Consider the following 25,235-nt stretch of genomic DNA (forward strand, 5'->3'; position numbering starts at 1 on the left):
GCGACGATGCTGAGGCTGGTCAGCCGGCGCGCCCGCGCGCAGTGGCCGCTGCTGGCAGCCCTCCTCGGTGTCGTCACGATCGGGGCGACCCTGCTGGGCACCTGCACCCTGCTGGTCACCCGCACCGCCGAGCGGGCACTCGAGGTCGCCATGGCCCGCGCCGCCCCCGCCGCCGTCGACGTGACCGTCTACACCGGCACCGTCGAGGGCCGGGACACGCCGTCCGTCGCCGCCGACACCCGCACCGCGGTGACCTCCGCGCTCGCGCCGTTCCCGGCGACAACGACCGCGCGGGCGTCGACGGTGCTGCGGGCGCTCCCGCCCGAGCTCGCCCCGGGCACCACGGTCCCGGCCCAGGCGTACCTGTCCGGGCTGGACGACCTGCCGGCCCGAACCGAGCTGGTCACCGGGCGCTGGCCACAGCACCCGGGCGACGCGGTGCTGCTGGAGTCCACCGCCCATTTGCTCGACCTCACCCCCGGTCGCCGAGTACGCCTCGGCGCCGAGCTGGCCCACCCGCCCGTCGCGGCCATCGACGTGACAGTCGTCGGTGTCGTACGCCCACTGGCCGGGCGCGGCTGGGAGCGCGACCCGCTGGCCGCGGCCGGCTCCGCCACCGGCTACCGGGACGGCCGCTTCCTGCAACCGGTCAACGCGTACGGGCCGTTCCTCGTGGACCTCGCCGACCTGGTGGACAGCGGCGCCACCGTCGATCGGATGGAGATCACCGCCCATCCGGACCTGTCCCAGGCCAACCGCCGTGACCTGGAGACCGTGGCCGGGAATGTCAGTGCCGCCGACCGCCGGCTGGCCGGCACCCTCGGCGACCGTGTCACGCTCGCACGTGTCGCCTCCGACCTGCCGCTGACCCTGCGGTCCGTCGACGACCAACGGCACGTCACCGCCGCCGTCGTGCTCGCCATCGCGGTCCTCGGCGGTGTCCTGACCGCGACGGCACTCGTCCTGGCCGGCCGGCTGACGGCGGGCATACGCGCCGACGAGACCGCCCTGCGGTCCGCCGTGGGCACCAGCCGTCGACAACTCGCCGCCACCGCGACCCTCGAGGCGGGGCTCGTCGCCGCCGTCGCCGCCGCGCTGGCGACACCTGCCTCGTCGGCCCTGCACGCCGGCCTGACCCACCTGCCGCCGCTCGACGACGCCGGCCTGACCGTCCGGCCGGCCGTCGTCGGTGTCCAGGTCCTCGCGGTCACCGGCGGTGCGCTGGTGCTCGCCGCCGTCCTCACCGTCCTGGCGATCCGGCCCGTCCCGGCGGCCGGCGACCGGGGCACCCGCCGGGAACTGCTGGCCCGTTCCGGCGCCGACCTGATGCTCGTGGTGTTCGCCGCCGTCGGATGGTGGCAGTTGTACGCGCAGTCCACCGCCGCCAGCCCACGCGCCGACGCGGTCCGGGTGCTCGCGCCGGCGATGCTGCTCACCGGAGGCGCCGCCCTGGCGCTCCGGGTCGTACTGCCCGCCCTGCGCGGCGCCGACCGGTTGGCGTACCGCGCCCGTGGGCTGGCGCTCCCGCTGGCGGTCTCCGAGGCCGCCCGCCGGCCCCAGGCGGTGGCCGCCGGGCTGCTGGTCGGGCTGGCCTGCGCGTCCGCGACCTTCGGCCTCGCCTTCGACACCACGTGGCACCGGTCGCAGAGCGACCAGGCGGCGCTCTCCGTCGGCACCGACCTCGCACTCACCCTCGGCACGACGCCGCTGGCCGGGGACGGCGCGCTCGTCAGCGCGGCCACCTCGGGTGCGGTGAGTCCGGCCCTCAACCGTGGTACGACTGTCGGTCAGTGGCTCGGCACCGCCGGCGACGCGCCACGCCTGGTCGCCGTGGACACCACCCGCGCCGACGCGCTGCTGCGCGGGCGGGTGGACGGCGACCGCGGGTGGGCGGACGCGGCCGCCACACTGGCACCACGGACCCGGGTCACCGGCCTCGCCGTTCCGGCCGGCGCACCGCTCGTCCTGAACGGGACCGCGACCGGCGACACCCCGCTCACCGTGACGCCCCGGTTGCTGATGCAGGACGCCACCGGCCTCCGCACGTTCTGCACCGGTCCCGCCGTACCCCTCGACGGTCGGGACGTTCGCCTGCCCGCCTGCGCGACGGCCGACGGGCTGCGCCTCGTCGCCGTCGCCCTGCCGGTCACCGCCGAGCCGGTCAGCGGGCCCGTCGCAGTGGCCGTCACGCTCACCGTGCCGTCCGCCGGGTCGGCGGAGAGCTCCGCTGACGGATCGGACTGGACCGCCACGTCCGCGCCGCCGGTCCCGAGCAGGGTGAGCGACCCGGCCGTCACGCTGTCCACCACGTCGACGGGGACCGTCCTGCGGATGGCCGCGACCGTCGAGCTCGGCGGCGCGGACGACGCCGCCCGGACCCTCGTGGCCAGCGCCTTCCCGGACCCCGGCCCGGTGCCCGTCGCTGTCTCCGCCCGCTTCGCCGACGAGGTCGGTGCCGACAGCGGCAGCAAGCTCAGCGTCACGATCGGCATCACGCCCGTACCGATCGTCGTCACCGAGGTCGTGCCGACCGTACCGTCCGCCCCCGGCGCCGTCGCCGTCCTGGCCGACCTGGACATGCTGTCCCGCGCACGCGTCGTCACCGGCGATCTGACGTTCCCGGTCGACGCCTGGTGGGTCGGCGACCCCGCCGGTCCCGACGCCGCCGACCGGGCCACCGCCCTGCACCTGGGCACCGTCACGACCCGCGAGGCGGAGACGGCCCGCCTCACCGGCGGCCCGCTGCGCGCCGGGCTGCCGGGCGCGCTCCGGCTCATCGTCCCGGCCGCGGCCCTGCTGCTGCTCGCCGGCGTCGTCCTGCACGTCACCTGCGATCTACAGGCCCGCGCCGTCGAGGTGGCGAGGCTGCGCGGCCTGGGAATGTCCCGGCGCGGCATCCGGGCCGTGCTGCTCGGCCAGCACGCCGGCGTTCTGCTGCCCCTGCTCGCGGCGGGCGCCGCCGCCGGCGCGCTCGCCACCCGCGTCGTCGCTCCCCTGCTCGTGCGCTCCGACACCGGCGCCGCGCCCGTCCCGGCCGCCCAGCCACACTGGCCGTGGCCGGCCGAGGCCGCACTGCTCGCCGTCCTGCTGGCCGGATGCCTGCTGGCGGTCGCCGCCGTGGTCACCGTCCAGGTCCGCCGGGCCGACGCCGCCCACCTGCGGGTGGCGCCGTGAACCGGTGGCTGACCCGCCGGCGGCTCGCCCCGCACTGGCCCAGCATCCGTGGCCGGGGCCGGACCGACGCCGGCCCGCTGCTGCTCACCGCCGTCGTCGTCGCGGCCGTCGCGCTGCTCGCCGGGGCCGTTCCGGCGCTGCTGCGCGCCGCCGCCGACGACGCCGTCCAGGACGCGGTCCGCCGCGCCGGCCCCGACTCCAGCGTCCTCGTACGCGCCGACTGGGAACGCGACGACGGCCCGACCGGCGGACGGGTCCGGACGGCGAGCCTCGCGGAGAACGTCGACGACTTCCGCGCCCGGGCGACATCCGCGCTCGGGCCCGACCTGGACGCCGCACTGCTCCCACCCGTCGCGGTCGTCGACGGCCCGGTCCTCAGCATCACCGACGGCAACGTGCCGCGCAGCTTCCAGTTCACCTACCTGGCCGATGACCTCGGCGGTCCGGGAACGACGTGGGTCGCCGGCGGTCCGCCCGGCCCCGCCGTCCCCGAGGAGTACGTCGAGACCCCCTACAGCGGACCGCCCTGGCCGGTGCAGGTCGGACTCTCCGAGGCGGACGCCGCCGCACTCGGCCTCGGCCCCGGTGACCGGATCCCGGTCAGGGACGGCCAGGGCCGCGACAGGGACGTCCGGATCAGCGGGATCTACCGGCCGGCGGACAGCGCGGACCCGGCCTGGCGACTCGCTCCGGCGCTCCTGCGCCCCCTGCCCGGCGCCGACGGCGTGGGCATCACCCGGTTCGGCGGCCTGCTGTCGCGCGAGTCGTTGCCGGACGCCCGGCTCGCCGTGAACCAGGACCAGCTGCGGCGTACCGTCCACTTCGCCCCCGAACCCGACGCGCTCACCTGGGGCAGCGCCGGGACGCTCGCCAGCCGGGTGGTCGCACTCAAGGCGACCTCCGGCTCCTCGGGCACACGGGACGAGTCCCTGAAGTGGGAGTCGCAGCTCGACACCACCCTGCATGACACCCGTACGCGGATCAGCGCCGTGTTCGCGCAGTCCGCCGTTCTGCTCACCGGGGTGCTGACGGCCACCGTGCTGCTCCTGCTGCTCGCCGCCGACCTGCTGGTCCGCCGTCGTACCCCGGCGCTGGGCGTCGCCCGGCAGCGGGGGGCGGCGCTACCGGACCTCGGTGCGGAACTGGTCATCGAGTCGACAGTGGTGTCCCTGTCGGCTGCCGTCGTCGGGCTCGCGCTCGCCCGCGCGGCGGCTCCGGGTGTCTCCTGGCGCTGGGCCGTTCCGGTGATCCTGGCCGGTGTCGTCGCCGGGCCGGCGTTCGGCGTCCTCGCCGCCGCCCGCGCCAGCCGCGACCGGCGTCAACCCGCGAACGCGGCCGCCCGGCGCTGGATCCGGGCCACCGGTCAGCTGCGCCGCGCCGCCGTGGAGGCCGCGGTCCTGGTCGCCGCGGTCGCCGCCCTGGTCACGCTGCACCAGCGCGGGCTCCTGCCCGTCGCCCCCGACGGCGACACCGGCGAGCTGACCGGCGACCTGATCCTGCCGATCGGCGCGCTCGCCCTGGGCGTGCTCGTCGGCTCGCTCGTCCTGCTCCGGCTGCTGCCCCTCGGGGCGCGGTTCGCGCTCCGGCAGGCGCTGCGCTCGCGCCGCCCGCTGGCCGTGTTCGGTGCCGCTCGGGCTGCCACGACGGCCGGGCGCGCGCTGCCGCTGCTGGTTCTGGTGAGCACCGTGGCACTCGCGTCGTTCGCGCTCATCCTCGGCGCCACCGTCACCCGGGGGCTGGCCGACGGCGCGTGGAGCACCGTCGGCGCGGACGCCCGCCTCGACGTCGGCGCCGACGCGGCGGCCGCCACACCCCTGCTCGCCGAACGCATCGCCGCCGCACCCGGGGTGCAGCAGGTCGTCGTCGCGCAGGTGACCGACTCGGCGCGCGTGTTCAGCGATTCGACGCTGTTCACCCCACGCCTGGTCATCGTGGACGCCGCCGCGTTCCAGCGCCTGCTGGCCACCACCCCGCTGCCCGACGCTCCGGCGCTGGCCCGGCTGACGGCACCCGGTCCCGGGGACGTCCCGGCGCTGGTCCGGTCGAGCGGCGGCGATCTGCGGGCCGGCACGCGGTTGCAGCTACCCCGGGACGGCGCCCCCGCGATCCGGCTCGCCGCTGTCGGTGCCGCGCCCTCCGTCGGGGGTGCCGGTGACGTCGTCATCGTGGACGCGGCGGCCCTCGCCGGCGCCGGGCTGCCCGCCGTTCCGAACACCGTCTGGGTGACCGGCCCCGGCGCGGCGCGGGCCGTGTCGACAAGCGGTGTCACCGCCGACGTCGTGCTCCGGCCGGACGTCCTGCGGGCACAGCGAGTGGCTCCGCTGACCGCGGGACTACTGCGGCTGACGTGGACGGCCGCCGCGGTGCTGCTGGCGCTGGGGCTGCTCGGCCTCATGATCGCCGCTGCCGCGGGTGCGTCGGAGCGGTGGCAGACCCTGACCCGGCTGCGGACCCTCGGCCTGCGGCCACGCGACGCCCGCTGGGTCGCCGCCGGAGAGCTGCTGCCACCGGTCGTGGTCGCCGCGGTGTGCGGCCCGCTTCTCGGGGCCCTTCTGGCACGCCTGGCGCTCGGCCCGCTCGATCTGCGGCTGCTCACCGGCCAGGCCGCCGACCCGGGGGCGGTCCTGCCGTGGTGGCTGCTCGGCCTGGTGGGCGTGACGCTGCTGGTGGCGGCCGTGGTCGTCGTACCTGTCGAGTCGGTGCTGCGGCGACGCGACCGGTTGAGCGAGGTGCTCCGCGCCGGCGGGTGAGCCGGTTGGCAGGGCGGGCGGCACAACACGAAACGGCTCGTCACACGTGGTGACGAGCCGTTTCCCCTGGTGGGCGATACTGGGTTTGAACCAGTGACCTCTTCCGTGTCAAGGAAGCGCGCTCCCACTGCGCCAATCGCCCGTGCTTGATACCGAGGTGGGGACGGGATTTGAACCCGCGTACACGGCTTTGCAGGCCGTTGCCTCGCCTCTCGGCCACCCCACCGAGGTTGCCCCCGTCATGCGTGGCGGCAGCTCCGAGCGGACGACGGGATTCGAACCCGCGACCCTCACCTTGGCAAGGTGATGCGCTACCAGCTGCGCTACGTCCGCACGCCCCCGGTGTTCCCGGGTGACGGATGAGAACTTTAGCCGAGCCCGGGAACGACTGCCAACTCGGGGGGCGTCTCGGCGCGTCCGGTCCGTTCCGGCGACCACCACCCGCAGGCTTCCTAGGGGGCTGCCCTGGTTCCCCATTGCCGCCCTGCCGTCACACTCCGGCACCACGCGACCGAGCCCGGCACCTGCGGGGCGAATCACCGCCGGCGGGCCTCCCAGCAGTTCGGGGACGGCCAGAGGACCTCGACGAACACCCTCGGTATGAACGACCGACAGGGCCTCGGGGAAGTGTCCGGCTTCCGACTGTCGCAGCACGAATCGGGCACCGGTGGTAACTGTTCGTGTTCGGTTGGATGGGCTACGGTAACGGTCGTGACGAGACGTGCGGCCGAGATCCGCCTGGATGCCCTGCTGCGCACCGCCTGTGACGTGATCGTGGAGCGCGGGCTGTCCAACACCCGGACAGCGGACGTCGCGCAGGCCGCCGGCGTGAGTCAGGCACTGGTTTTCTACCACTTCGCCACCAAGGAACGGTTGCTCGCGCAGGCGTTCGCGTACGCCGTCGAGCAGGACCTGGCCCGACTGGACGCGGTGACCCGGTCCACGGCCCCGCCGCTGACCAAGCTCCGCCGGATCCTCAAGCTCTACACACCGGCCGGGCGGGCCACCTCCTGGTCGATGTGGATCGACGGCTGGTCCGAGTCACTGCGTACCCCCGAGTTGGAGAAGGTCTCCCGCCGGCTCGACCTGCGGTGGCGGCAGGACCTGGCCGCGGTCATCTCCGCCGGGGTGGCCGACGGCACCTTCCAGTGCGCCGACCCGGACGGGGCGGCCTGGCGGATCAGCGCCGTCATGGACGGCCTCGCCGTGCAGCTCGCCGTGCACGACCGGGTGATCTCCCGCCGGCAGTTCGGCGAGTGGGTGCGCCTGGTCACCGCCCGGGAGCTGGGCCTCGACCCGGCCGAGCTGGACTGAGCCGAGCCGGCGGCCGACGACGGCGCCGGACGGTGGGCGGACCACATTCGCAGGGCTCCGGACCTTGCCCTGCCCCCGGCCGGCTGATATCCACAGATGCGCATGCGTCACCCGCGCATCGTCGGCCGGCCGTCGCCGGCCATCCCGCTCCCACGAGGAGGTCCCGTGCCACAACCGGAGTGGTCACCCCCGATGAGCCGGCGTCGACGCCGGCTCATCGCCATCCTGGCGACGACGGCGACTGTCGCCGCGTTGCTCCCCACCGGCGTGAGCACCGCGGCCCCCAGCGCGACCCCGCCGTCCGCCGAACGCCGGTCCGGACCGTTCGCCGAGGGACACCAACCCGCCGACGTCGACAACCGCGCCGGTACGGCCGCGCCCGACGCCCGCCAGCGCGGCCTGGCCCGCGCCGCCGACCCGGACGTGCGGTGGAACCGCTTCGGCACCCCGCAGGCGCTCGGGCCCGGCCGCACCCCCCTCGCCACCGGGCTGCCCACCGACCCGGAAGCCGCCGCCCGCGCCTACCTGACCGCCAACCGCGACCTGTTCGGCATGGACGCCGCCACCGTCGCCGCCATGGAACGGGTGCTGGTCCGCCCCATCGGCAGCGGCGCGGTGGTCACCCTCCGGCAACGCTTCGGCGACCTGCCCGCCGGACCGGACGGCCTCGTCACCGTCGCCGTCGCCGGCGGGTCGGTGCTCTCGGTCAGCTCGTCGCTCGCCCGCGACACCGGCACGCCCGCGCCGGCCACCCGCACCGCCGAGCAGGCGTACGCCGCCGCGCTCGCCGACTCCGGGCTGGACGCCGACGCGGTGGCCGGTCACACCGTGCGCGAGGTGGCCGTACCCACCCCGCTGGACGGCCCCCGATCCGCGTACGAGGTGACGGTCATCGGCGCGGACAGCGACCACCCGGCCGCGTTCACCACCTACGTGGACGGCGTCACCGGGCAGGTGCTCGTCCGCGAGGACCTCGTCGACTTCGACTCCGACAACCCGAGCTGGGCGGTCTTCCCGGCCACCCCGCCGCGCGACCTCGGCCCCGGGCAGGACCCCCGGGTGCGCTGGTGCGGTGACCCGGCACCCGGCTGCCAGGCGGCCTTCCGCGACCCGGCCACCGGCCAGCCGTGGGACGTCGACGCGGCCACCGGCACGCCGACCTTCACCTCGCGTGGCAACTCGGCCAACACCGTGCTCTCCTGGGGTGCGGGCACCCCGGTCGTCCCGGCGCCCACCAGCCCGGAGCGCCGCTACGAGTACCCGTTCACCGACCAGTGGCACCAGGCGAAGTGCAACCCGGAGGTGTTCACCACCGCCCAGCGCAACGACGCGGACGCGTCGATCGCCAACCTCTTCGCCATGCACAACCGGATGCACGACTGGGCCTACCAGCTGGGCTTCACCGAGTCGGCGTGGAACCTCCAGGCGGTCAACCTCACCCCGGCGGGCCTGGGCGGTGACGCCGAGCAGGGCCGTGCCCAGCAGGGCGCGTTGAGCGGCAACCGCAACAACGCCAACCAGGGCACCCCGCGCGACGGGCTGCCGCCGACCACGAACATGTACCTGTGGCAGCCGCTGGCGGGCGGCCCGTACCCGCCGTGCGTGGACGGCGACTACGACATGACGGTGATCGGCCACGAGTACACCCACGCGATCACCAACCGGATGATCGCCGGCCCGGACAGCGGGATCAGCGGCCACCAGGGCGGCGCGATGGGCGAGTCGTGGGGTGACCTGCTGGCCGCCGAGTACCTCTACCAGAACGGCCTGCGCGCGCCCGGCGAGACGCCCTTCGTCACCGGCGGCTACGTCACCGGCAACCTGATCAGCGGGATCCGCAACTACGACCTGAGTCGCAGCCCGCTCAACTACTCCGACATCGGCTACAACACGGCCGGGCCGGCGGTGCACGCCGACGGGGAGATCTGGGGCGCCACCAACTTCCGGGTCCGCTCCGCGCTCGTCAAGCGGTACGGCCTCGGCACCCCGCAACGGCAGGCGGAGTGCGCGCAGGGCAAGGTCGCCGCCGACAAGTGCCCCGGCAACCGGCGCTGGTCGCAGCTGGTCTTCGACTCGTTCCTGCTCCAGGCGGCCAGCCAGGTCAGCATGCTCGACATGCGGGACAACATGCTCACCGCCGACCTGCTGCGCTTCGGCGGGGCGAACCAGGACCTGATCTGGGCGGAGTTCGCCCGCTCCGGGATGGGCCGCGACGCGGTCACCAACGGCGCCGCCGACACCGACCCGACGCCGAGTTTCGCGTCGCCGCGCGGCGGCAACGCGACGCTCACCCTGCGCCCGCGCGGCGACAGCGCCGACGCGCCGATCCGGGTGTACGTCGGGGCGTACGAGGCTCGGGCGATGCCGATCGCGGACACCGACCCGGCGACGCCGATCCCGGACACCGTGGAGATGGTGGCCGGCACGTACGACCTGCTGGCCGTGGCACCCGGCTTCGGGCACCAGCGGCTCAGCGTGGTCGCCGACGCCGGCCGCAGCGGATTCGTGGACCTGCGGCTGAGCCGCAACCTCGCGTCCACCGCGTCCGGCGCCACGATCAGCGGCGACGGGGTCAACCTGGACCGGATCGCCGACGACACCGAGGCGACGAACTGGGCCTCCCTGGACGGGGTGGCCGGTCGGCAGCTCACGGTTGCGCTGTCGGGTGGGATGCCGCGGACGGTCACGCGGGTCAACGTCAGCGCGATGCTGCGTCCCCCGGCGGCCGGGGACGTCGACACCGGCAGTCAGAACGCGCTGAGCGCGCTGCGCTCGTTCGCGGTGTCCGCCTGCAACGCCCGGACCACCGACTGCGCGGACCCGTCGCGCTGGCAGCGGATCTACACGAGCGCTGCCGACGCGTTCCCCGGCGGGGCGTACCGGGCGTACAGCCGGGACATCAACCTGCGGACGTTCACGGTGCCCGCCACGGTCGCCACCCACCTGCGGCTGGAGGTGCTGGCCAGCCAGTGCACCGGCGGCCCGAACTACGCGGGCGAGCAGGACGACGATCCGGCCACGACGACCGACTGCGCGACCGCCAGCCCGGCGCGCAACCAGGTCCGGATCGCCGAGTTCCAGGCGTTCACCAGGTGAACCGTGGGGGCCGGCGGCGATCCGCCGGCCCCCACGGCTGGCGGCCCGCCGCCGGCGTACCCGATCGTCGGCGGCGGGCGGTCACCAGCGGCCGGCGGGCGCCGGCCGTTCCCAGCGCCGGTCCACCGGCGGGTCCTCGGTCTCCCCGGCCGCGGCCCGGGTCAGGTGGCGCAACCGCAGCAGCAGCCCCACCCCGAGCGAGAGCAGCAGCCCGCCGAGCAGGAACGCGGCGTGCACCAGGCCGAACCCGCCGGCCTGCGAGACCGGACGGCCCGCCCCGGGCGGCGCGGCGTCGATCGGCTGGTCGGCGACCGGCTCCTCGGGCGGTGTGCTCGCGGCCCCGTCCGGCTCGCTCGCCGGGTCGCTGGGTGTCGGGGTCGGCTTCGGCCGGGCGGTCGGGGTGGCGTCCACCCCACCACCGAACGCGTGGCGGTCTGCCGGGCCAGCAGTCGCAGGTTCGCGTCGTACGCCTCGGCGGCGAGGGTGATCCGCCCGTCGGTGACGTCCTCGGCGAAGGCCACCCGGTAGCGGGCCGTGACCGTGCGGCCCGGGCAGAGGGTGCCCGGGTCGAGCTGCCGGTCGGTCAGCCGGGCCACGTCACCGTCGGTCCGGATCTCCAGCGGGAAGTCGCCGTTCTCCTCCACCCGGTCCATCTTCACCTGGTCGAGCCGGATGCCCCGCACGGTGAGCACCATCGACCAGCGCACCTTCGCGCATCCGCCGCGCCGGTCCGTCTGCGAGACCACCGCGGAGATCGTGCGTACCTGGTCGCCGGCGGTGAACCGGGCCGGCAGGCCACTCATCTCGGTCGCGAAGGCCGCCTGTGCCGGTGCGGCCAGGGTCAGCACCGCCCCGGTCAGGCCGGCCAGCACCACCCCGACCCTCAGCGCATTCCGCCACACCGTCACCACCGCCGCCTCCGTTCGGTCGTCTCCACCTCGCAACGCTAGGAGCGGGGCGGTGCCCCGACCAGACGGGTGTGTTCGCACCGGGCGGCAAGCACGGGCCGGGTTTTCACCGACGGTGGTGAACCGGTCACCACTCCCCCGCGACACGCCGGGCGGCGGGTCGCTGGAACAATCGGGCAGGTGTCCGAGCTCTCCAGCACGTTCGTCCGGCTGCACGCCCGGCTGGCTCCGGTCCCGTTCGTCCCCGAGGTCCGGCTGCACCAGGCGGACGAGCCGATCGGGCTGTGGGAGCTGACCGAGGGCGAGTTCTCCAGCGACCGGCCGCCGCCGTTCTGGGCGTTCGCCTGGGCCGGCGGTCAGGCACTCGCCCGCTACGTGACCGACCATCCGCAGCTGGTCGCCGGCCGCCGGGTGCTCGACCTGGCGTCCGGCTCCGGCCTGGTGGCCATCGCCGCGGCCCGCGCCGGCGCCGCGTCCGTGCGGGCCGTCGAGGTGGACGAGTTGGCGGTCGCGGCCGTCGCCCTCAACGCCGAGGCCAACGGGGTACGCGTCGACGCCGAGTTCGGCGACATCCTCGACGGCGACGCCGGGGACGCCGAGGTGGTGCTCGCCGGTGACGTCTTCTACAGCGACGCGATGGCCCGCCGGGTGCTGCGGTTCCTGCTGCGCGCCGCGCGGGCCGGGGCACCGGCGCTGGTCGGTGACCCCGGTCGGGCGTTCCTGCCCCGGGACCGCTTCGACGAGCTGGCCCACTACGACGTGCCGGTGCCGGAGGCGTTGGAGAGCGTCCGGGTGAAGCGCACCACCGTCTGGCAGCTGCGCGCCGGGCTGCCGGGAGCCGCCCGCTAGCGTGTCGGCGTGCTGTTCCGGAGTTGGGAGTCCGCGGTCGGGGCACCCGGGCCGGACGTCGCCGAGGTGACCGACCACGTCGGCGTACGCCATCTGGTCGTCACCCGGCACGCGCTGGTCCGGCAGGTCCTCGCGGACCCGGTGAGCTACCGGCCGGACAACGCGCTCGACGCGGTGACCCCGATGACGGTGACGGCGCTGCGGGTGCTGGCCGCGCACCGGTTCCGGCTGCCGCCGACCCTCGCGAACAACTCGGGTGCCAGCCATCCGGCGGTCCGGGCGATCGTGGCGGAGGCGCTGCACCCGGCGCGGGTCGCCGCGCAGCGGCCCTGGCTCACCGCGCTGGTACGGGGCCGGGTCGCCCGGCTCGACGCCGCGCTCGCCGCCGGCCGACCCGTCGACCTGTACGCCGATCTCGCCGCCGACCTGCCGCTGCTGGTGCTGGCCCGGATGGTGGAGTTGCCGGACGCCCCGGTCGGCGCGGTCAAGGAGTTCGCCCGGGCCGCGCTCGAGTTGTTCTGGGCGCCGCTGGACGCCGACCGGCAGGTGGCGCTCGCCGGCGAGGTGGGCCGGTTCCACCGCGTCCTGCGCGACTTCGCGGCCACCGGCGGTGGGCTGGCCGCCGACCTGAGGGCCGCCGGGCACCCGCCGGACGTGGTGGTCGGCGCGCTGTTCTTCCTGCTGGTCGCCGGGCAGGAGACGACGTCGCAGTTCCTCACCCTGCTGCTGCACCGGCTCGCCGGCGAACCGGCGGTACGGGCCGGGCTGCGCGGCGGCGAAATCGCGGTCGCCGACGTGGTGGAGGAGGGCCTGCGGCTGGAGCCGCCGATCGTCACGTGGCGGCGGGTGGCGGCGGTGGACGGCACGCTGGGCGGGACGGCCGTGCCGGCGGGCACCAGCCTCGTGCTGTGGTTGGGCCGCGCCGGCCGGGATCCGGCGGTCGTCGAGGCGCCCGACGAGTTCCGTCCGGGCCAGCGCGGATCGCGCCGGCACCTGGCGTTCGGGGCAGGCGCGCACCGCTGCGTCGGTGACGTGCTGGCCCGGATGGAGGCGGCCGTCGTGGTGGCCGAGGCCGCGCCGCTGCTGGACGGGGTCCGGGTGGTGCGTGCGCCCTGGTGTCCGGACAATCTCACCTTCCGGATGCCCGACGCCTTCGTGATCCGGCGCCCCCAAGCCTGATCTTCACTCGGTATGTTTCCGGGCGTGTCCGCCACCCCTGCCCGTCGGATCCGTTTCGTCACCGCGCTTCTGGCCCTGTTGGCGCTGAGTGCCTGCGCAGCCGGGCCGACGTTCCACGCCCGCCGGATCGCCGCGAGCCCGCTGCCGTCACCGTCCGCCCCGACACCGTCGGCCCCGCCGTCCCCCACGGCGAAGCCCACACCGGGGAGCCTGGCCTGGTACGTGTCGCAGGTGCCGACGTTCCCGCCGGCCCCGCCACCGCTGCCGGTGCCGCTGCCGGCGACCGGTCCGGCCCCCTTCTGGCACCGGCTGCCGACCGAGCAGAAGGTCGCCTTCATCACCATCGACGACGGAGGGCTGGCCCGACCGCCCGCCGTGGTCGACTTCATCCGGGAGGCGCACATCCCGGTCACGCTGTTCCTCAACTCGCCCGCGGCCGCGGAACACACCGACTACTTCCGGCAGATCGAGGCGGCCGGAGGGGTCGTCGAGAACCACACCATCTCGCACACCTCACTGTCCGGCCGGTCGTACGAGTTCCAGAAGCAGGAGATCTGCGGCGCGGCCGACCGGTTGGAGACCCTGTTCGGCAAGCGGCCCACCCTGTTCCGCCCGCCGTTCGGCAACCGTGACGCCAGCACCCTGCGGGCGGCGCACGACTGCGGCATGAAGGCGGTCTTCCACTGGACCGAGACCGTCCACGAGGGGAAGGTGCGCTACCAGACCCCGGAGAAGGTCGTACGCCCCGGCGACGTGCTGCTCATGCACTTCCGGCCGGCGCTCATGGACGACCTGCTGGGTGCGTTGAAGGCGATCCACCGGGCCGGGCTCACCCCGGCGCTGCTGACGGACTACATGCCGCTGACCTGACGAAAGTCAGGGCCGGGTGGTGCCGTTCGGGCGCGGTGCTGCGGCAGCCCCCACGCCTACCGTCACCGCATGATCACATTACGTGGGTTGACGAAACGGTTCGGCGCGACCGTCGCGGTCGACGCCCTGACCGTCGACGTCGCACCCGGCCGGGTCACCGGGTTCCTCGGCCCGAACGGCGCCGGCAAGTCCACCACCATGCGGATGATCCTCGGGCTGGACCGGCCCACCGCCGGGCAGGCCCTGGTCGGCGGGCGGGCGTACCGGGAGCTGCGCCGGCCGCTGCGCGAGGTGGGTGCGCTGCTCGACGCCCGCGCCATCCACCCGGCCCGGTCCGGGCGGGCGCACCTGCTGGCCATGGCCCGCAGCAACGGAATCCCGGCCGGTCGGGTCGACGAGGTGCTGGACACCGTCGGGCTGGACGCGCACGCCGCCGGGAAACCCGGCCGGACCCTGTCGCTCGGCATGGGCCAACGGCTCGGCATCGCCGGCGCGCTGCTCGGCGACCCGCCGGTGCTGATGTTCGACGAGCCGGTCAACGGCCTCGACCCGGACGGGGTGCGCTGGGTACGCCAGCTCACCCGGACCCTGGCCGACGAGGGACGCACCGTCTTCGTCTCCAGCCACCTGATGAGCGAGATGCAGCTCACCGCCGACCAGCTCGTGGTGATCGGCCGGGGCCGGCTGCTCGCCGACGCCCCGGTGGACGAGGTCATCGCGGGCAGCGGGATCGCGGTCCGCGTCCGCAGCCCGCAGAGGGAGGGCCTGGCCACCCTGGCGGCGCACCTCACCGCCGGCGGGGCCACCGTCGAGGCGGCCGGCCCGGACGAGCTGATCGTCACCGGCACCACCGCCGACCGCGTCGGCGACCTGGCCCACGAGCTGGGGGTACGACTGCACGAGCTGAGCCCGCACGGCGCGTCGCTGGAGCAGGCGTTCATGGAGCTGACCGCCGACAGCGTCGAGTACGCCGGCGGCCCGACCGGAGGTGGCACCCGATGAACGGCTCCCTGCGCGGCGCGGTGGCCGCCGAGTGGACCAAGCTCTCCTCGGTACGGAGCACCTGGTGGACGGCCCTGGCCGGGCTGCTGGTGATGGCGGCGGGCGCCGGGCAGCTGGCCATCTACGTCGCCAACGGCAACACCAACGACGACCTCACCGACAACGCCGGTGTCGTCACCGTCGGCAGTGTGGTCATCGACGCGGTCGAGCTGACCCAGTACGCGGTGCTGGCGCTGGGCCTGCTGGCGGTGACCGCCGAGTTCACCAGCGGCACCATCCGGAGCACTTTGCAGTGCACCCCGTCGCGCGGGCGCGTGCTGCTGGCCAAGGCGGTGGTCGCCGGCGCGGTGACCTTCGTACTCGGGCTGCTGCTGGCCGGTGTCGGCGCCCTCGTCGCCCGGCCGGTCCTCGGCGAGTGGGGCACCGCGCCGGCCGCCGACACGGTCGGCGACATCGTGGCCGTGGCGACCTACCTGGCGCTGGTCGGCGTCCTCGCGGTGGGTCTCGGTGCGGCGCTGCGCAGCGCGGTGCTGACGATCATCGTGCTCCTCGCCACCCTGATGATCGTGCCGCTGTCCCTCCAGCAACCGGACATCGCCGTGCTGAACCGGATCGCCGACGTGTTCCCCGGGGTGGCCGGCGGGCACTTCCTGGCCGGCGACACCGACCCGTACCCCGGCGTGGTCGGGCTGCTCCTGCTCGCCGGATGGGCCGCGGCGGCGCTGCTGCTGGGCCGTGCCGCGCTGCGCCGGCGCGACGCCTGAGTCGTTGAGCGGGGGCCGGACCGGTCCCCGCTCAGCCGTCGACCAGCCCCGCCTCGTACGCGAGGATCGCCGCCTGCACCCGGTTCCGCACGTCCAGGCGGGTGAAGATGCTGGTCAGGTAGCTCTTCACGGTGCCCTCCACGAGGTGCAGCCGGCGGGCGATCTCGGCGTTCGACAGCCCCGCGCCGACCAGCGCCAGCACCTCCCGTTCCCGCTCGGTCAACCCGGCCGTCCGGTCCCGTGCGGCCGGGCGACGGGCCAACCGCCCCGCGCCCAGCTCGATCACCCGCCGGGCCACCCGCGGCGACAGGTACGCGCCGCCGTCGGCGACCGCGTGCACCCCCGCGATCAGTTCACGCGGATCGCCGGCCTTGAGCAGGAACCCGCTCGCGCCGTGCCCCAGCGCCCGGGCCACGTGGTCGTCCTCGCCGAACGTGGTCAGCATCAGCGTCGCCGTGCCCGGCGCCACCCGACGGATCTCGGCGGCGGCGGCCAGCCCGTCCAGCCTCGGCATCCGGATGTCCAGCAGCGCCACCCGGGGCCGGTGCGCACGGACCAGTTCCACAGCCGCCCGCCCATCGCCGGCCTCGGCGACCACCTCGATGCCCGGGTCGGCGGCGAGGATCGCCCGGACGCCGGCCCGGATCATCGCCTCGTCGTCGGCGAGGACCACCCGGACGGGCTCCGCCGTCGTTTCGGTGTCCACTACGCGATCCGCTCCTTGCTGGCCAACCGGCCGTCGGTGAAGCAGAGCCGCCACGTCGGTGCGGCGAGCGGGAAGTTGCCGTCGGTGTAGTACTCGCAGCCCGGTTCCGCCGCGCCGAGCGGCCCGGTGAGCTGCCGGCGGGGCAACCCGACCAGGTCGGCGCGCGCGGTCCCGGGCCGCATCCGGTCGTACACCGACTCGCTCAGCACCGTGCCGGCCGTGGCGAACGGGTAGTAGACGAGCGACAGCGCCAGCGCGAGACCGGCGGGGGCGGCGAGCGCGGTCACCAGGCTGCGCCGGACCCGGCGGCGGGCCTCACCGAGCCGCCGCTCGATCCCACCGTCGTCGTCACCCGCGTCCGGGTCGAGGGGAGCCGCGGACCATCCTCCGGCCGGCGCACCCGTGGACAGGTCGGCGGGCAGGGGCAGCCGGGCCAGCACCGCGAAACCACCGTCCGGGCACGGGCCGGTGTCCAGGACGCCGCCGGCCAGGCGTACCCGCTCGGCGAGGGCGAGCAGCCCGCTGCCCGAGGACGCCGGTGTGGGCGGGTGGCCGGTGGGCGCGGGGCCGTTGCGTACCCGCACCTCGATCCCGTCCCCGGCGGGGGCGAGGGTGACCGTGACCGGGGCGCCCGGGGCGTACCGGGCCGCGTTGGTGAGCGCCTCGCGGACCACCCGGTGCGCGGCGGCGCCGGTCATCCCGGGCGGTTCGGCAGCGCCGGCCTCGACGTCCAACCGGACGGCCATCCCGGCCTCGCGCGCACCGTCCACGAGGTCGACGACGCTCTCCCCGACCGGCGCGACACCGGCCGGGCGGCCCTCCTCGCGCAGCACCCCGATGATGTCGTGCAGCCGCTCGGTCGCCGCCGCGACACTGGCCCGCAGCTCACCCACCGCCGCCCGGTGCGCCGGCGGCAGGTCGTCGGCCAGCTCCAGGGCGGCGGCCCGCAACGCGATCAGGCTGAGATCGTGGCCCAGCGAGTCGTGCATCTCCTCGGCGATGCGGGCCCGCTCGCGCAACCGGATCCGCTCTGCTGCGCCCCGCCGCTCGCGGGTCGACGCCTCGGCGTGGCGGCGGGCGGCGTCGGTCAACTCCCACTGCTGGCGGCGGTACCGGCCGACCAGCCACGGGAACACGCCGGCGAACAGCAGCACCGAGGCCAGCAGGAACCAGGTGGCCGCACCGGTGCCGAGCAGCCCCAGGTTCAGCACCGTGCCGCCGACCGCGATCACACCGAACAGCACGGCGGCCGGCGCCGCACCCGCGCTCCGACGCCCGGTCAGGTAGCTGAACACCGGGATCGCGAAGACGAAGTTGCCGTCCAGCACCGAACCGAGCACCACCAGCAGCAGACCCACGAGCGGCCACCGGCGCGCCGACACCACCGCCACGGCCAGCACCGCCAGCGACCCGACGAGCAGGGCGAAGTCCCACCGCGGGGACGGCGGACTCAACCGGGCGCCCGCGATCGGGGTGGCCATCGCCGCCCAGAGCAGCCCGTCCAGCAGCGGACGCCGCCACCGGCGTACCCGGGACGGCGGACCGGACGTCCAGCGGTCCGAAATCCTCACGGCGGCCACGCTACCCACGCCCGACCTGCCCGGACACCGACGAAAGTCAGGTGTTCAGCCGCTCTCCTCGGCCCAGGTCCGCCAGTCGTCGAGCACCCCGTGCAGGGCCGGGGTGAGCCAGCCCGGCGCCGACCGCCGGAACACGCCCGGGTCCATCGCGCCCGCGCCGTCGGGCACCGCGCCGAGCAGGTTCGGCACCAGGTCGGTGAGGTTCGTCCAGTGCACCAGCTCCGGCATGGCCGGCCACGCGCCGATCACCACGCCCGCCGGCACCGCCCGCCGGTCCAGCGCCTCCAGGGTCAGCGCGGTGTGGTTGAGGGTGCCCAGGCCGGCGCGGGCCACCACCACCGCGGGCGCGCCGAGCGACACCGCCAGGTCGGCCATCGTCCACGGCTCGCCCGACGGGCGCAGGCCCATCGGCACCAGCAGTCCACCGGCGCCCTCGACGAGCACCAGGTCGTGCTTGTCGGTCTCGTCGCGTACGGCGTCCACCGCCGTGTACAGCTCAAGCGGGGGCAGGTCGGCCACCCGGGCGGCGGCCAGCGGCGCCAGCGGATCCGGGTAGCTGGCCAGCGTACGGCCGGTCAACGGCGCGGCGAGCCGGTTCACCGCGTCCACGTCACCCGGTTCACCGCTGGCCGTGCCGGTCTGGCCCGGTTTGACCACGGCCACCCGGAGGCCGGCGGCCTGCGCGGCCGCCGTGATCGCCGCGGTCACCACGGTCTTGCCGACCTCGGTGTCGGTGCCGGTGACCAGCACCACTCCCTGCCAGGCACTCACGCGACCACCTCGGAATCCCTCGCCGGCGCACACTCCACGACGACGTTCAGTGCCTGCTCGAAGGCCGCCCGGGGCACCCCGGCGCTGACCGTGAGCCGCAGCCGGGAACGGCTGTCCGGGGTGGACGGCGGCCGGAAACAGCCCACCGCGACACCCCGGTCCCGGCAGGCTGCGGCCCAGGCCGTCGCCGCCTCCGGGCCGGGAGCGGTCACCGAGATCACCGCCGCGTCCGGGGCGGACACGACGAACCCGGCCGCGCGCAGCCGACCGACCGCCAGCACGACCCGGTCGGCCACCTCGGCCCGCAGGTCGTCGCCGGTCCGGGCCAGCCGCAGCGCGGCGTGCACCCCGGCGGCGACCGCCGGCGGCAGCGCGGTGTCGAAGATGAACGTGCGCCCGGTCTCGACCAGGTGCCTGACGAACTCGGCCGGACCGGCGACCACTCCCCCCGCGCCGCCCAGCGCCTTGGACAGGGTGGCGGTGACCACCACGTCCGGTTCGCCGGCCAGCCCGGCGGCGGCGACCGCGCCGGCACCGGCCGGACCGGTCACACCGAGTCCGTGCGCGTCGTCGACGAGCAGCAACGCGCCGTGGCTGCGGGCCACCGCGTGCAGTCGGGCGAGCGGGGCGAGGTCACCGTCGACCGAGAAGACCGACTCGGTGACCACCACCGCCGGACGGCCCGGGGCCGCCGCCAGCGCCGCGGCGACAGCCGTCACGTCGGCGTGCGCGGTGACCACGGTCTCCGCGCCGGAGATCCGGCACCCGTCGATCAGGGAGGCGTGGTTGTGCGCGTCGGAGACGAGCAGCGTGCGGGGCCGCACGAGGGCCCGCAGCGCGCCCAGGTTGGCCAGGTAGCCGGAGGAGAAGACGAGTGAGCCGTCGGTGCCCAGCCACCGCGCCAGCTCGGCCTCGAGCGCGTGGTGCGCGTCGGTCGAGCCGCGCACCAGCCGCGACCCGGTGGCCCCCAGCCCGTACGCCGACAGGGCCGCCGTGGCGGCGGCGGTGACCTCCGGGTGGGTCGCCAGGCCGAGGTAGTCGTTGCCGGCCAGGTCGGTCATGCCGTCGTTGGCGGGACGCGGCTGTAGTCGCCGGGTCAGGCCGGCCTTCGCCCGCAGGTCCGCGCGACGGTCGAGCGCCGCCAGCCAGTCCGCCACCGTCACCCCTTCGCCGCTGTCCGCGCCGGTCACGCCGACACCCGCCGGGCGAAATTACCACCCGCCGCCATCGGCCCGACGGATCCACCGGGTGCGAGGGCCCACCGACGGCGGGTCATTCCGGCTGATCGGGAGGCCTTGTAGGGTACGAGCCATGCCAGAGATCCTCGACCAGGCCCGGACCCAGGTCCTGGGTGACGGTGTCGGCCTCGACCAGGCCGGCGTCCTCGCCGTGCTCAGTCTGCCCGACGAGCACCTGCCCGCCGCCCTCCAACTCGCCCACGACGTGCGGATGCGCTGGTGCGGTCCGGAGGTCGAGGTCGAGGGCATCGTCTCGCTGAAGACGGGCGGCTGCCCGGAGGACTGCCACTTCTGCTCCCAGTCGGGGCTGTTCACCTCCCCGGTGCGCTCGGTCTGGCTGGACATCCCGTCGCTCGTCGAGGCGGCGAAGCAGACCGCGAAGACCGGGGCGACCGAGTTCTGCATCGTGGCCGCGGTGCGCGGCCCGGACGCGCGGCTGATGAAGCAGATGCGCGAGGGCGTGGCCGCCATCAAGGCCGAGGTCGACATCCAGGTCGCCGCGTCGCTGGGCATGCTCTCCCAGGAGCAGGTCGACGACCTCGTCGACATGGGCGTGCACCGCTACAACCACAACCTGGAGACCTGCCGGTCGTACTTCCCCAACGTGGTCACCACCCACTCGTGGGAGGAGCGCTGGGAGACGCTGCGGATGGTCCGCGACTCCGGCATGGAGGTGTGCTGCGGCGGCATCCTCGGCCTCGGCGAGACCGTCGAGCAGCGGGCCGAGTTCGCCACGCAGCTCGCCGAGCTGAACCCGCACGAGGTGCCGCTCAACTTCCTCAACCCGCGCCCGGGCACCCCGCTCGGCGACCGCCCGGTGGTCGAGGGCAAGGACGCGCTGCGGGCCATCGCCGCGTTCCGGCTGGCCATGCCGCGCACCATCCTGCGGTACGCGGGCGGCCGGGAGATCACCCTCGGTGACCTGGGCACCCGCGACGGTCTGCTCGGCGGCATCAACGCGGTGATCGTCGGCAACTACCTGACCACGCTGGGTCGTCCGGCGACCGCCGACCTGGACCTGCTGGACGAGCTGAAGATGCCGGTCAAGGCCCTCTCCGCGACCCTCTGAGCTGACCGGTGAGGACGACGTGACCGAGCTTGTGGCAGCGCAGCGTTGGTGTGACCGCTGCGGCGAGGAGGCGCCGGCCGCCGGGCACGAGTCGTGCGCGGCGGCCCGCACCCTGGAGCCGCCGCGCTACTGCCCGCGGTGCCGACGCCGGATGAAGGTGCAGGTGCTGCCGGTCGGCTGGTCGGCGGTCTGCGTCGAGCACGGCGAGAGCCGAGGCTGAGCCGGTGCTGCGCGGGCGTGCGGTGACCCTCCGACCGGCGACGGTCGCGGACGTGCCGGCCCTCGCGGCCATCCGGGCCGACCCGGAGGTACGCCGGTGGTGGCGCGGCGGCGACGACCTGGCCGCGTCCGTCCAGGCCGACCTGGACGACGACGACCTCGCCCTGTACGCCATCGAGCACGACGGCCGGGTGATCGGCGCGATCCAGTGGCACGCCGAGCAGGACCCGGACTACCGGCACGCCAGCCTGGACGTCTTCCTCGACCCGGCGGTACGCGGCGAGGGCCTGGGCGGAGACGCCGTCCGTACCCTGGCCCGGCACCTGATCGACGAGTACGGCCACCACCGGTTCACCATCGACCCGGCCGCGGCGAACAGCGCGGCCATCCGGGCGTACGCGAAGGTGGGCTTCCGGCCGGTGGGCATCATGCGCCGCTACGAGCGCGGGGCGGACGGGCGCTGGCACGACGCGCTGCTGATGGACCTGCTCGCGGAGGACCTGGCCGACTGAGTCAGCCTGCCCAGAGCAGATGCCCGTCGGGCAGGCGGCGGGCGCCCTCGGCCGGCCGGTGCGGGCTGAGCCGGCCGTCCGGCATGAGGTGCGACACCGGCACCCCGCGGCCGAGCACCGCGACGTCGGCGATCAGCCGCCGGTGGCAGCGCCACCAGACGCTCTCACTGCACATCACCGCTGTGGTGCGCGATGCGGCGTCGGCCAGCACCTCGTCCAGGGCCGTGCCGAAGTCGGGCGTGCGCGTGTACGCGGCGTACGCCCGGAAGGCCGCGACAGTCCACCAGGTGTCCGGTTCCGGCTCGCCGGCGCGGAGGTGTCGGCGGCCGCCGAGGCGCGGCTCCCAGCGGTAGCCGATGCCCCGTTCGGGCAGCCAGCGTTCCATGGCCTCCCGGCGGACGTCCGGGTTGGTCCGGCTGGCCGGGTAGCGGCGCACGTCCACGACCACGGCGATCTCCGCGTCGGCGAGCAGTGCCCCAAACTGGTCCCGGCCGGCGGTCCCGTGCCCGACGGTCACCAACTCGCGCTCCATCGACCCAGCTTGCCCCGGTTCGCCGTCGTCCGCCCGGCGGCCCCGGCCCGGTCCACCGAAAAGCGCGCCCGGCACCACACGGTGCCGGGCGCGCTTCGGTTCTGCGCAGTGGGCCTAGCGCTGGAGGGTCAGGACACCCGGCCGCCACGGCAGCAGGTTGTAGTCGCCTCCCGCACTGGGGTTCTTGCCCTGGTACAGCATCTGCAGGTTGCAGGCGTCGACGGTCTTGGTCTGGTCGGGGTTGGTGCGGACCAGGTCACCGTGGCTGATGTCGTTGGTCCACGTCGCGCCGCTGTTGGCCTTGCCGGCGAAGGGGTTGCTCTCGCTGGCGGCCTGCGGGGTCCAGGAGCCGCTCAGGCTGTTGGACGTGAACGACCGGAAGTAGCGTCCCTGGCTTCCGATCGCCTCGACGATCATCAGGTACTGGTTCTGGCCCTGCACCTTGTAGACCTCGACGCCCTCGAACAGGTTGTTCGTCGAGTCGGTCATGACCGTCGTGTAGGTCGAGCCGAAGCTGCCCGGGAAGTTCCCCAGCGGCATGCTCGACCGGTAGATCTTGCCGTTGTCCCCGGCGAAGAACAGGTACATGTTCTGGTCGTCGCCGATGAGGGTCTGGTCGATCACCCCGTACGGGGCGTCCGGGAGGGTGGCGGTGGACAGCGTCTGCGCCGAGGACCAGCCGTTGGCGTTCGTCGGGTCACTCGACGTCTTGTAGCTGAACGAGGTCGGTCCCCACTGGTACGCCAGCACCCAGATGTTCTTCGGTGCGAAGTACAGCAGCGTGGGCGCCACCGTGCCCTGGCTCATCCCGGTCTGGCTGGCCGAGGCCATGTCGGACCAGTTGGTGAACAGGCCGAAGTTCATCGAGCCGTACGAGCCGCCGCTGTTGACGTTGGACGCGTAGACCAGGTGCTTGCCGTTGTAGACCACGTTGGTGAAGTCCTTGACCGAGACCCACCCGTTCTGCGGGTTCGCCAGCGCGCCGGTCGACGACCACCGGTAGGTCGACGGGAGCGCGCAGCCGTTCTGCGGCGGGGTGGTGGTCGGCGGGGTCGACGTCGGCGGCGTGGTGCCGCCACCGAAGTCGGTCCGCCACTGCTGGTTGGTCTGCCCGTGGCAGTCGTACAGCTGGACCTGCTGGCCGTTGCCGGTGCCCCAGACGTCTAGGCAGCGGCCGGACTGCACGCCGCTGATGGTGCCGTTGGAGTTGATGTTCCACTGCTGGTTCGCCCCGCTGTTGCAGTCCCAGATGATGATTCCGGTGCCGTTCGCGGTGGCCGCGCCGTTCGCGTCGAGGCACTTGGTGCCGTAGACCCGCAACTGCTTGCCGCTGGTGTACGTCCACTGCTGGTTCGACTGGCTGTTGCAGTCGTAGAGCTGGACGCGGGTGCCGTTGGTCTGTGTGGCGTTGGGCACGTCGATGCACCGGCCCGACTGCACCCCGACGATCCGGCCGGCGCCGCCGCTCGGCGGTGGGGTCGTGGTCGGGGTAACCGTCGGGGTCGGGGTCGGGGTCGTGGTCGGGGGGGCCGCGTTGAGCGCGTTGAGGACGGAGTTGTACGCGGCCTTCTTGTTGCCGCCGCCGTCGAAGAGCAGCGGGCTCTCGTTCGAGCGCCAGGAGTCGCTGTCGCGTACGCCCCAGACGGTGATGCCGATGCAGCGCGGCACGTTCAGGCACGCCTGGGTCAGGCCGGCGTACTGGGTGGTGGAGGAGTTGGTGACGTCGACCTCGGTCAGCGCCACGTCCACGCCGAGCGCGGCGAAGCTGGACAGCGTCGTCTGGAAGTTGCTCGGCAGCGAGCTGCCGCCGGTGAAGTGGGTCTGCAAGCCGACGCAGTCGATCGGCACGCCACGGGACTTGAAGTCCTGGATCATGCGGTAGACGCCCTGCGTCTTGCCGTACGACCAGTTCTCGATGTTGTAGTCGTTGTAGCAGAGCTTGACCGACGGGTCGGCGGCCCGCGCGGCCCGGAACGCGGCCTCGATCCAGTCGTTGCCGGTGCTCTGAAGGTTCGACGACCGGCGGCTGCCGTCCTCGGCGAACGCCTCGTTCACCACGTCCCACGCGGCGAGCTTGCCCTTGTAGTGGGCCATCACGCCATTGATGTGGTCGATCATCGCCTGACGCAGGGCGCTGCCGCTGAGGCTGCCCCAGAAACTGGGCTGCTGCGCGTGCCAGGCCAGGGTGTGCCCCCGGACCTTCAGGCCACGCTGGGTGGCCCAGTTGTAGATCTGGTCACCGGCGCTGAAGTTGAACTGGCCCCGCTGGGGCTCCGTCGCGTCCGGCTTCATCTCGTTCTCGGCCGTGATCATGTTGAACTCACGGCCGGCGATCGTGCTGTACGTCGAGTCGTTGAGCCGGCCGGCCGCGATCGCCGTGCCGAAGTACCGGCCCGACTGCGCGGCGGCCGCGCCGAGCGTGGTCGCGGCGGCGTTCGCCGAGGGCATGATCACCGCGATGGCGGCCACGGTCACGACGCTGAACACGCCGGCGAGCAGCGCTCGGACGGCGGGTGATCGCCGTCGCCGAGTCCCGCCGCGATGAACGGATGGGTCTGTTGCCATCTCGGCCTCCTTAGTGGCCTGCACCCGGGCCGTCGAGGCGGGACGACCGGAGATGTCGATTGGAATATCTAACTCGGTCGATGCTAACCACGCGCCGGTCCGGGCAGCGGAGTTTTCGGAAAAGTTTCGGGAATGTT

20 protein-coding genes and 3 tRNA genes are annotated in these 25,235 nt (G+C 74.4%); 12 read left to right on the plus strand and 11 right to left on the minus strand.

Annotation, left to right across the window (positions count from 1 at the left end):
- Positions 1–6 precede the first annotated feature (6 nt).
- Both ABZS77_RS11570 and ABZS77_RS11575 read left to right on the plus strand, forming a co-directional pair.
- Complete coding sequence (locus ABZS77_RS11570) at positions 7–3,174, plus strand: FtsX-like permease family protein (RefSeq protein WP_354820981.1); 3,168 nt, start codon at positions 7–9, stop codon at positions 3,172–3,174.
- Positions 3,171–5,924: an FtsX-like permease family protein gene (locus tag ABZS77_RS11575; RefSeq protein WP_354820984.1), complete on the plus strand. Its 2,754-nt coding sequence runs from the start codon at positions 3,171–3,173 to the stop codon at positions 5,922–5,924. Before ABZS77_RS11570 ends, ABZS77_RS11575 begins: the two co-directional genes overlap by 4 nt.
- A gap of 67 nt (positions 5,925–5,991) precedes the next feature.
- On the opposite strand, the gene ABZS77_RS11580 is transcribed toward ABZS77_RS11575, so the two are convergent.
- The 3 genes from ABZS77_RS11580 to ABZS77_RS11590 all read right to left on the minus strand — a co-directional run bounded on the left by ABZS77_RS11580 (position 5,992) and on the right by ABZS77_RS11590 (position 6,257).
- Positions 5,992–6,066, minus strand: a tRNA-Val gene (locus ABZS77_RS11580).
- Positions 6,067–6,079: 13 nt separating this feature from the next.
- Positions 6,080–6,150 (minus strand) — tRNA-Cys (locus ABZS77_RS11585).
- Between the two features lie 34 nt (positions 6,151–6,184).
- Positions 6,185–6,257 (minus strand) — tRNA-Gly (locus tag ABZS77_RS11590).
- Positions 6,258–6,635: 378 nt separating this feature from the next.
- Between ABZS77_RS11590 and ABZS77_RS11595 the strand changes: the two genes are divergently transcribed.
- Together ABZS77_RS11595 and ABZS77_RS11600 are read left to right on the plus strand one after the other, a co-directional pair.
- Positions 6,636–7,238: a TetR/AcrR family transcriptional regulator gene (locus tag ABZS77_RS11595; RefSeq protein WP_354820987.1), complete on the plus strand. Its 603-nt coding sequence runs from the start codon at positions 6,636–6,638 to the stop codon at positions 7,236–7,238.
- Between the two features lie 165 nt (positions 7,239–7,403).
- Positions 7,404–10,334 carry a M36 family metallopeptidase gene (locus ABZS77_RS11600; RefSeq protein WP_354820990.1) on the plus strand — a complete coding sequence of 977 codons (2,931 nt, stop codon included), beginning with the start codon at positions 7,404–7,406 and terminating at the stop codon, positions 10,332–10,334.
- 81 nt (positions 10,335–10,415) lie between these two features.
- Here the strand turns inward: ABZS77_RS11600 and ABZS77_RS11605 are convergent, their stop codons facing one another.
- Together ABZS77_RS11605 and ABZS77_RS11610 are read right to left on the minus strand one after the other, a co-directional pair.
- Entirely contained in the window at positions 10,416–10,571 is a 156-nt protein-coding gene (locus ABZS77_RS11605) for a hypothetical protein (RefSeq protein WP_354820993.1), read from the minus strand.
- On the minus strand, positions 10,496–11,245 hold the full coding sequence (locus ABZS77_RS11610) for a hypothetical protein (RefSeq protein ID WP_354820996.1): 750 nt from the start codon (positions 11,243–11,245) through the stop codon (positions 10,496–10,498). Before ABZS77_RS11610 ends, ABZS77_RS11605 begins: the two co-directional genes overlap by 76 nt.
- A gap of 177 nt (positions 11,246–11,422) precedes the next feature.
- Between ABZS77_RS11610 and ABZS77_RS11615 the strand changes: the two genes are divergently transcribed.
- The 5 genes from ABZS77_RS11615 to ABZS77_RS11635 all read left to right on the plus strand — a co-directional run bounded on the left by ABZS77_RS11615 (position 11,423) and on the right by ABZS77_RS11635 (position 15,906).
- The gene (locus ABZS77_RS11615; RefSeq protein ID WP_354820999.1) at positions 11,423–12,091 is read left to right on the plus strand and encodes a 50S ribosomal protein L11 methyltransferase; all 669 of its coding nucleotides are present in this window, start codon (positions 11,423–11,425) and stop codon (positions 12,089–12,091) included.
- A 66-nt stretch (positions 12,092–12,157) separates the two neighbouring features.
- Positions 12,158–13,270: a cytochrome P450 gene (locus ABZS77_RS11620; RefSeq protein WP_354821300.1), complete on the plus strand. Its 1,113-nt coding sequence runs from the start codon at positions 12,158–12,160 to the stop codon at positions 13,268–13,270.
- A 24-nt stretch (positions 13,271–13,294) separates the two neighbouring features.
- Complete coding sequence (locus ABZS77_RS11625; RefSeq protein WP_354821002.1) at positions 13,295–14,140, plus strand: polysaccharide deacetylase family protein; 846 nt, start codon at positions 13,295–13,297, stop codon at positions 14,138–14,140.
- A 69-nt stretch (positions 14,141–14,209) separates the two neighbouring features.
- On the plus strand, positions 14,210–15,142 hold the full coding sequence (locus tag ABZS77_RS11630; RefSeq protein WP_354821005.1) for an ATP-binding cassette domain-containing protein: 933 nt from the start codon (positions 14,210–14,212) through the stop codon (positions 15,140–15,142).
- Positions 15,139–15,906, plus strand: coding sequence for an ABC transporter permease subunit (locus tag ABZS77_RS11635; protein WP_354821008.1), 768 nt, complete (start codon positions 15,139–15,141; stop codon positions 15,904–15,906). The genes ABZS77_RS11630 and ABZS77_RS11635 overlap by 4 nt, the downstream gene beginning before the upstream one ends.
- A 31-nt stretch (positions 15,907–15,937) precedes the next feature.
- On the opposite strand, the gene ABZS77_RS11640 is transcribed toward ABZS77_RS11635, so the two are convergent.
- From ABZS77_RS11640 to ABZS77_RS11655, 4 genes are read right to left on the minus strand one after another with little or no spacing between them, the layout of a single operon-like run.
- The gene (locus tag ABZS77_RS11640) at positions 15,938–16,612 is read right to left on the minus strand and encodes a response regulator transcription factor (RefSeq protein WP_354821011.1); all 675 of its coding nucleotides are present in this window, start codon (positions 16,610–16,612) and stop codon (positions 15,938–15,940) included.
- A complete protein-coding gene (locus ABZS77_RS11645) occupies positions 16,612–18,183 on the minus strand; it encodes a histidine kinase (RefSeq protein ID WP_354821014.1) in 1,572 nt (523 codons plus the stop codon). The genes ABZS77_RS11640 and ABZS77_RS11645 overlap by 1 nt, the downstream gene beginning before the upstream one ends.
- 54 nt (positions 18,184–18,237) lie before the next feature.
- The gene (gene bioD, locus ABZS77_RS11650; protein WP_354821303.1) at positions 18,238–18,942 is read right to left on the minus strand and encodes a dethiobiotin synthase; all 705 of its coding nucleotides are present in this window, start codon (positions 18,940–18,942) and stop codon (positions 18,238–18,240) included.
- Between the two features lie 17 nt (positions 18,943–18,959).
- On the minus strand, positions 18,960–20,120 hold the full coding sequence (locus ABZS77_RS11655; RefSeq protein ID WP_354821306.1) for an 8-amino-7-oxononanoate synthase: 1,161 nt from the start codon (positions 20,118–20,120) through the stop codon (positions 18,960–18,962).
- A gap of 154 nt (positions 20,121–20,274) precedes the next feature.
- Between ABZS77_RS11655 and bioB the strand changes: the two genes are divergently transcribed.
- From bioB to ABZS77_RS11670, 3 genes are read left to right on the plus strand one after another with little or no spacing between them, the layout of a single operon-like run.
- Positions 20,275–21,270, plus strand: a complete 996-nt coding sequence (gene bioB / locus ABZS77_RS11660) for a biotin synthase BioB (protein WP_354821017.1) — start codon at positions 20,275–20,277, stop codon at positions 21,268–21,270.
- A gap of 1 nt (position 21,271) precedes the next feature.
- The gene (locus tag ABZS77_RS11665) at positions 21,272–21,490 is read left to right on the plus strand and encodes a hypothetical protein (RefSeq protein WP_354821309.1); all 219 of its coding nucleotides are present in this window, start codon (positions 21,272–21,274) and stop codon (positions 21,488–21,490) included.
- A 4-nt stretch (positions 21,491–21,494) separates the two neighbouring features.
- Positions 21,495–22,001: a GNAT family protein gene (locus tag ABZS77_RS11670; RefSeq protein WP_354821020.1), complete on the plus strand. Its 507-nt coding sequence runs from the start codon at positions 21,495–21,497 to the stop codon at positions 21,999–22,001.
- Between the two features lies 1 nt (position 22,002).
- On the opposite strand, the gene ABZS77_RS11675 is transcribed toward ABZS77_RS11670, so the two are convergent.
- Both ABZS77_RS11675 and ABZS77_RS11680 read right to left on the minus strand, forming a co-directional pair.
- A complete protein-coding gene (locus ABZS77_RS11675; protein ID WP_354821023.1) occupies positions 22,003–22,533 on the minus strand; it encodes a DUF488 domain-containing protein in 531 nt (176 codons plus the stop codon).
- Positions 22,534–22,647: 114 nt separating this feature from the next.
- Positions 22,648–25,098: a non-reducing end alpha-L-arabinofuranosidase family hydrolase gene (locus ABZS77_RS11680; RefSeq protein WP_354821026.1), complete on the minus strand. Its 2,451-nt coding sequence runs from the start codon at positions 25,096–25,098 to the stop codon at positions 22,648–22,650.
- Between the last annotated feature and the right edge of the window lie 137 nt (positions 25,099–25,235).

This window comes from Micromonospora sp. NPDC005298 (genome assembly GCF_040607375.1).
Lineage (GTDB): Bacteria > Actinomycetota > Actinomycetes > Mycobacteriales > Micromonosporaceae > Micromonospora.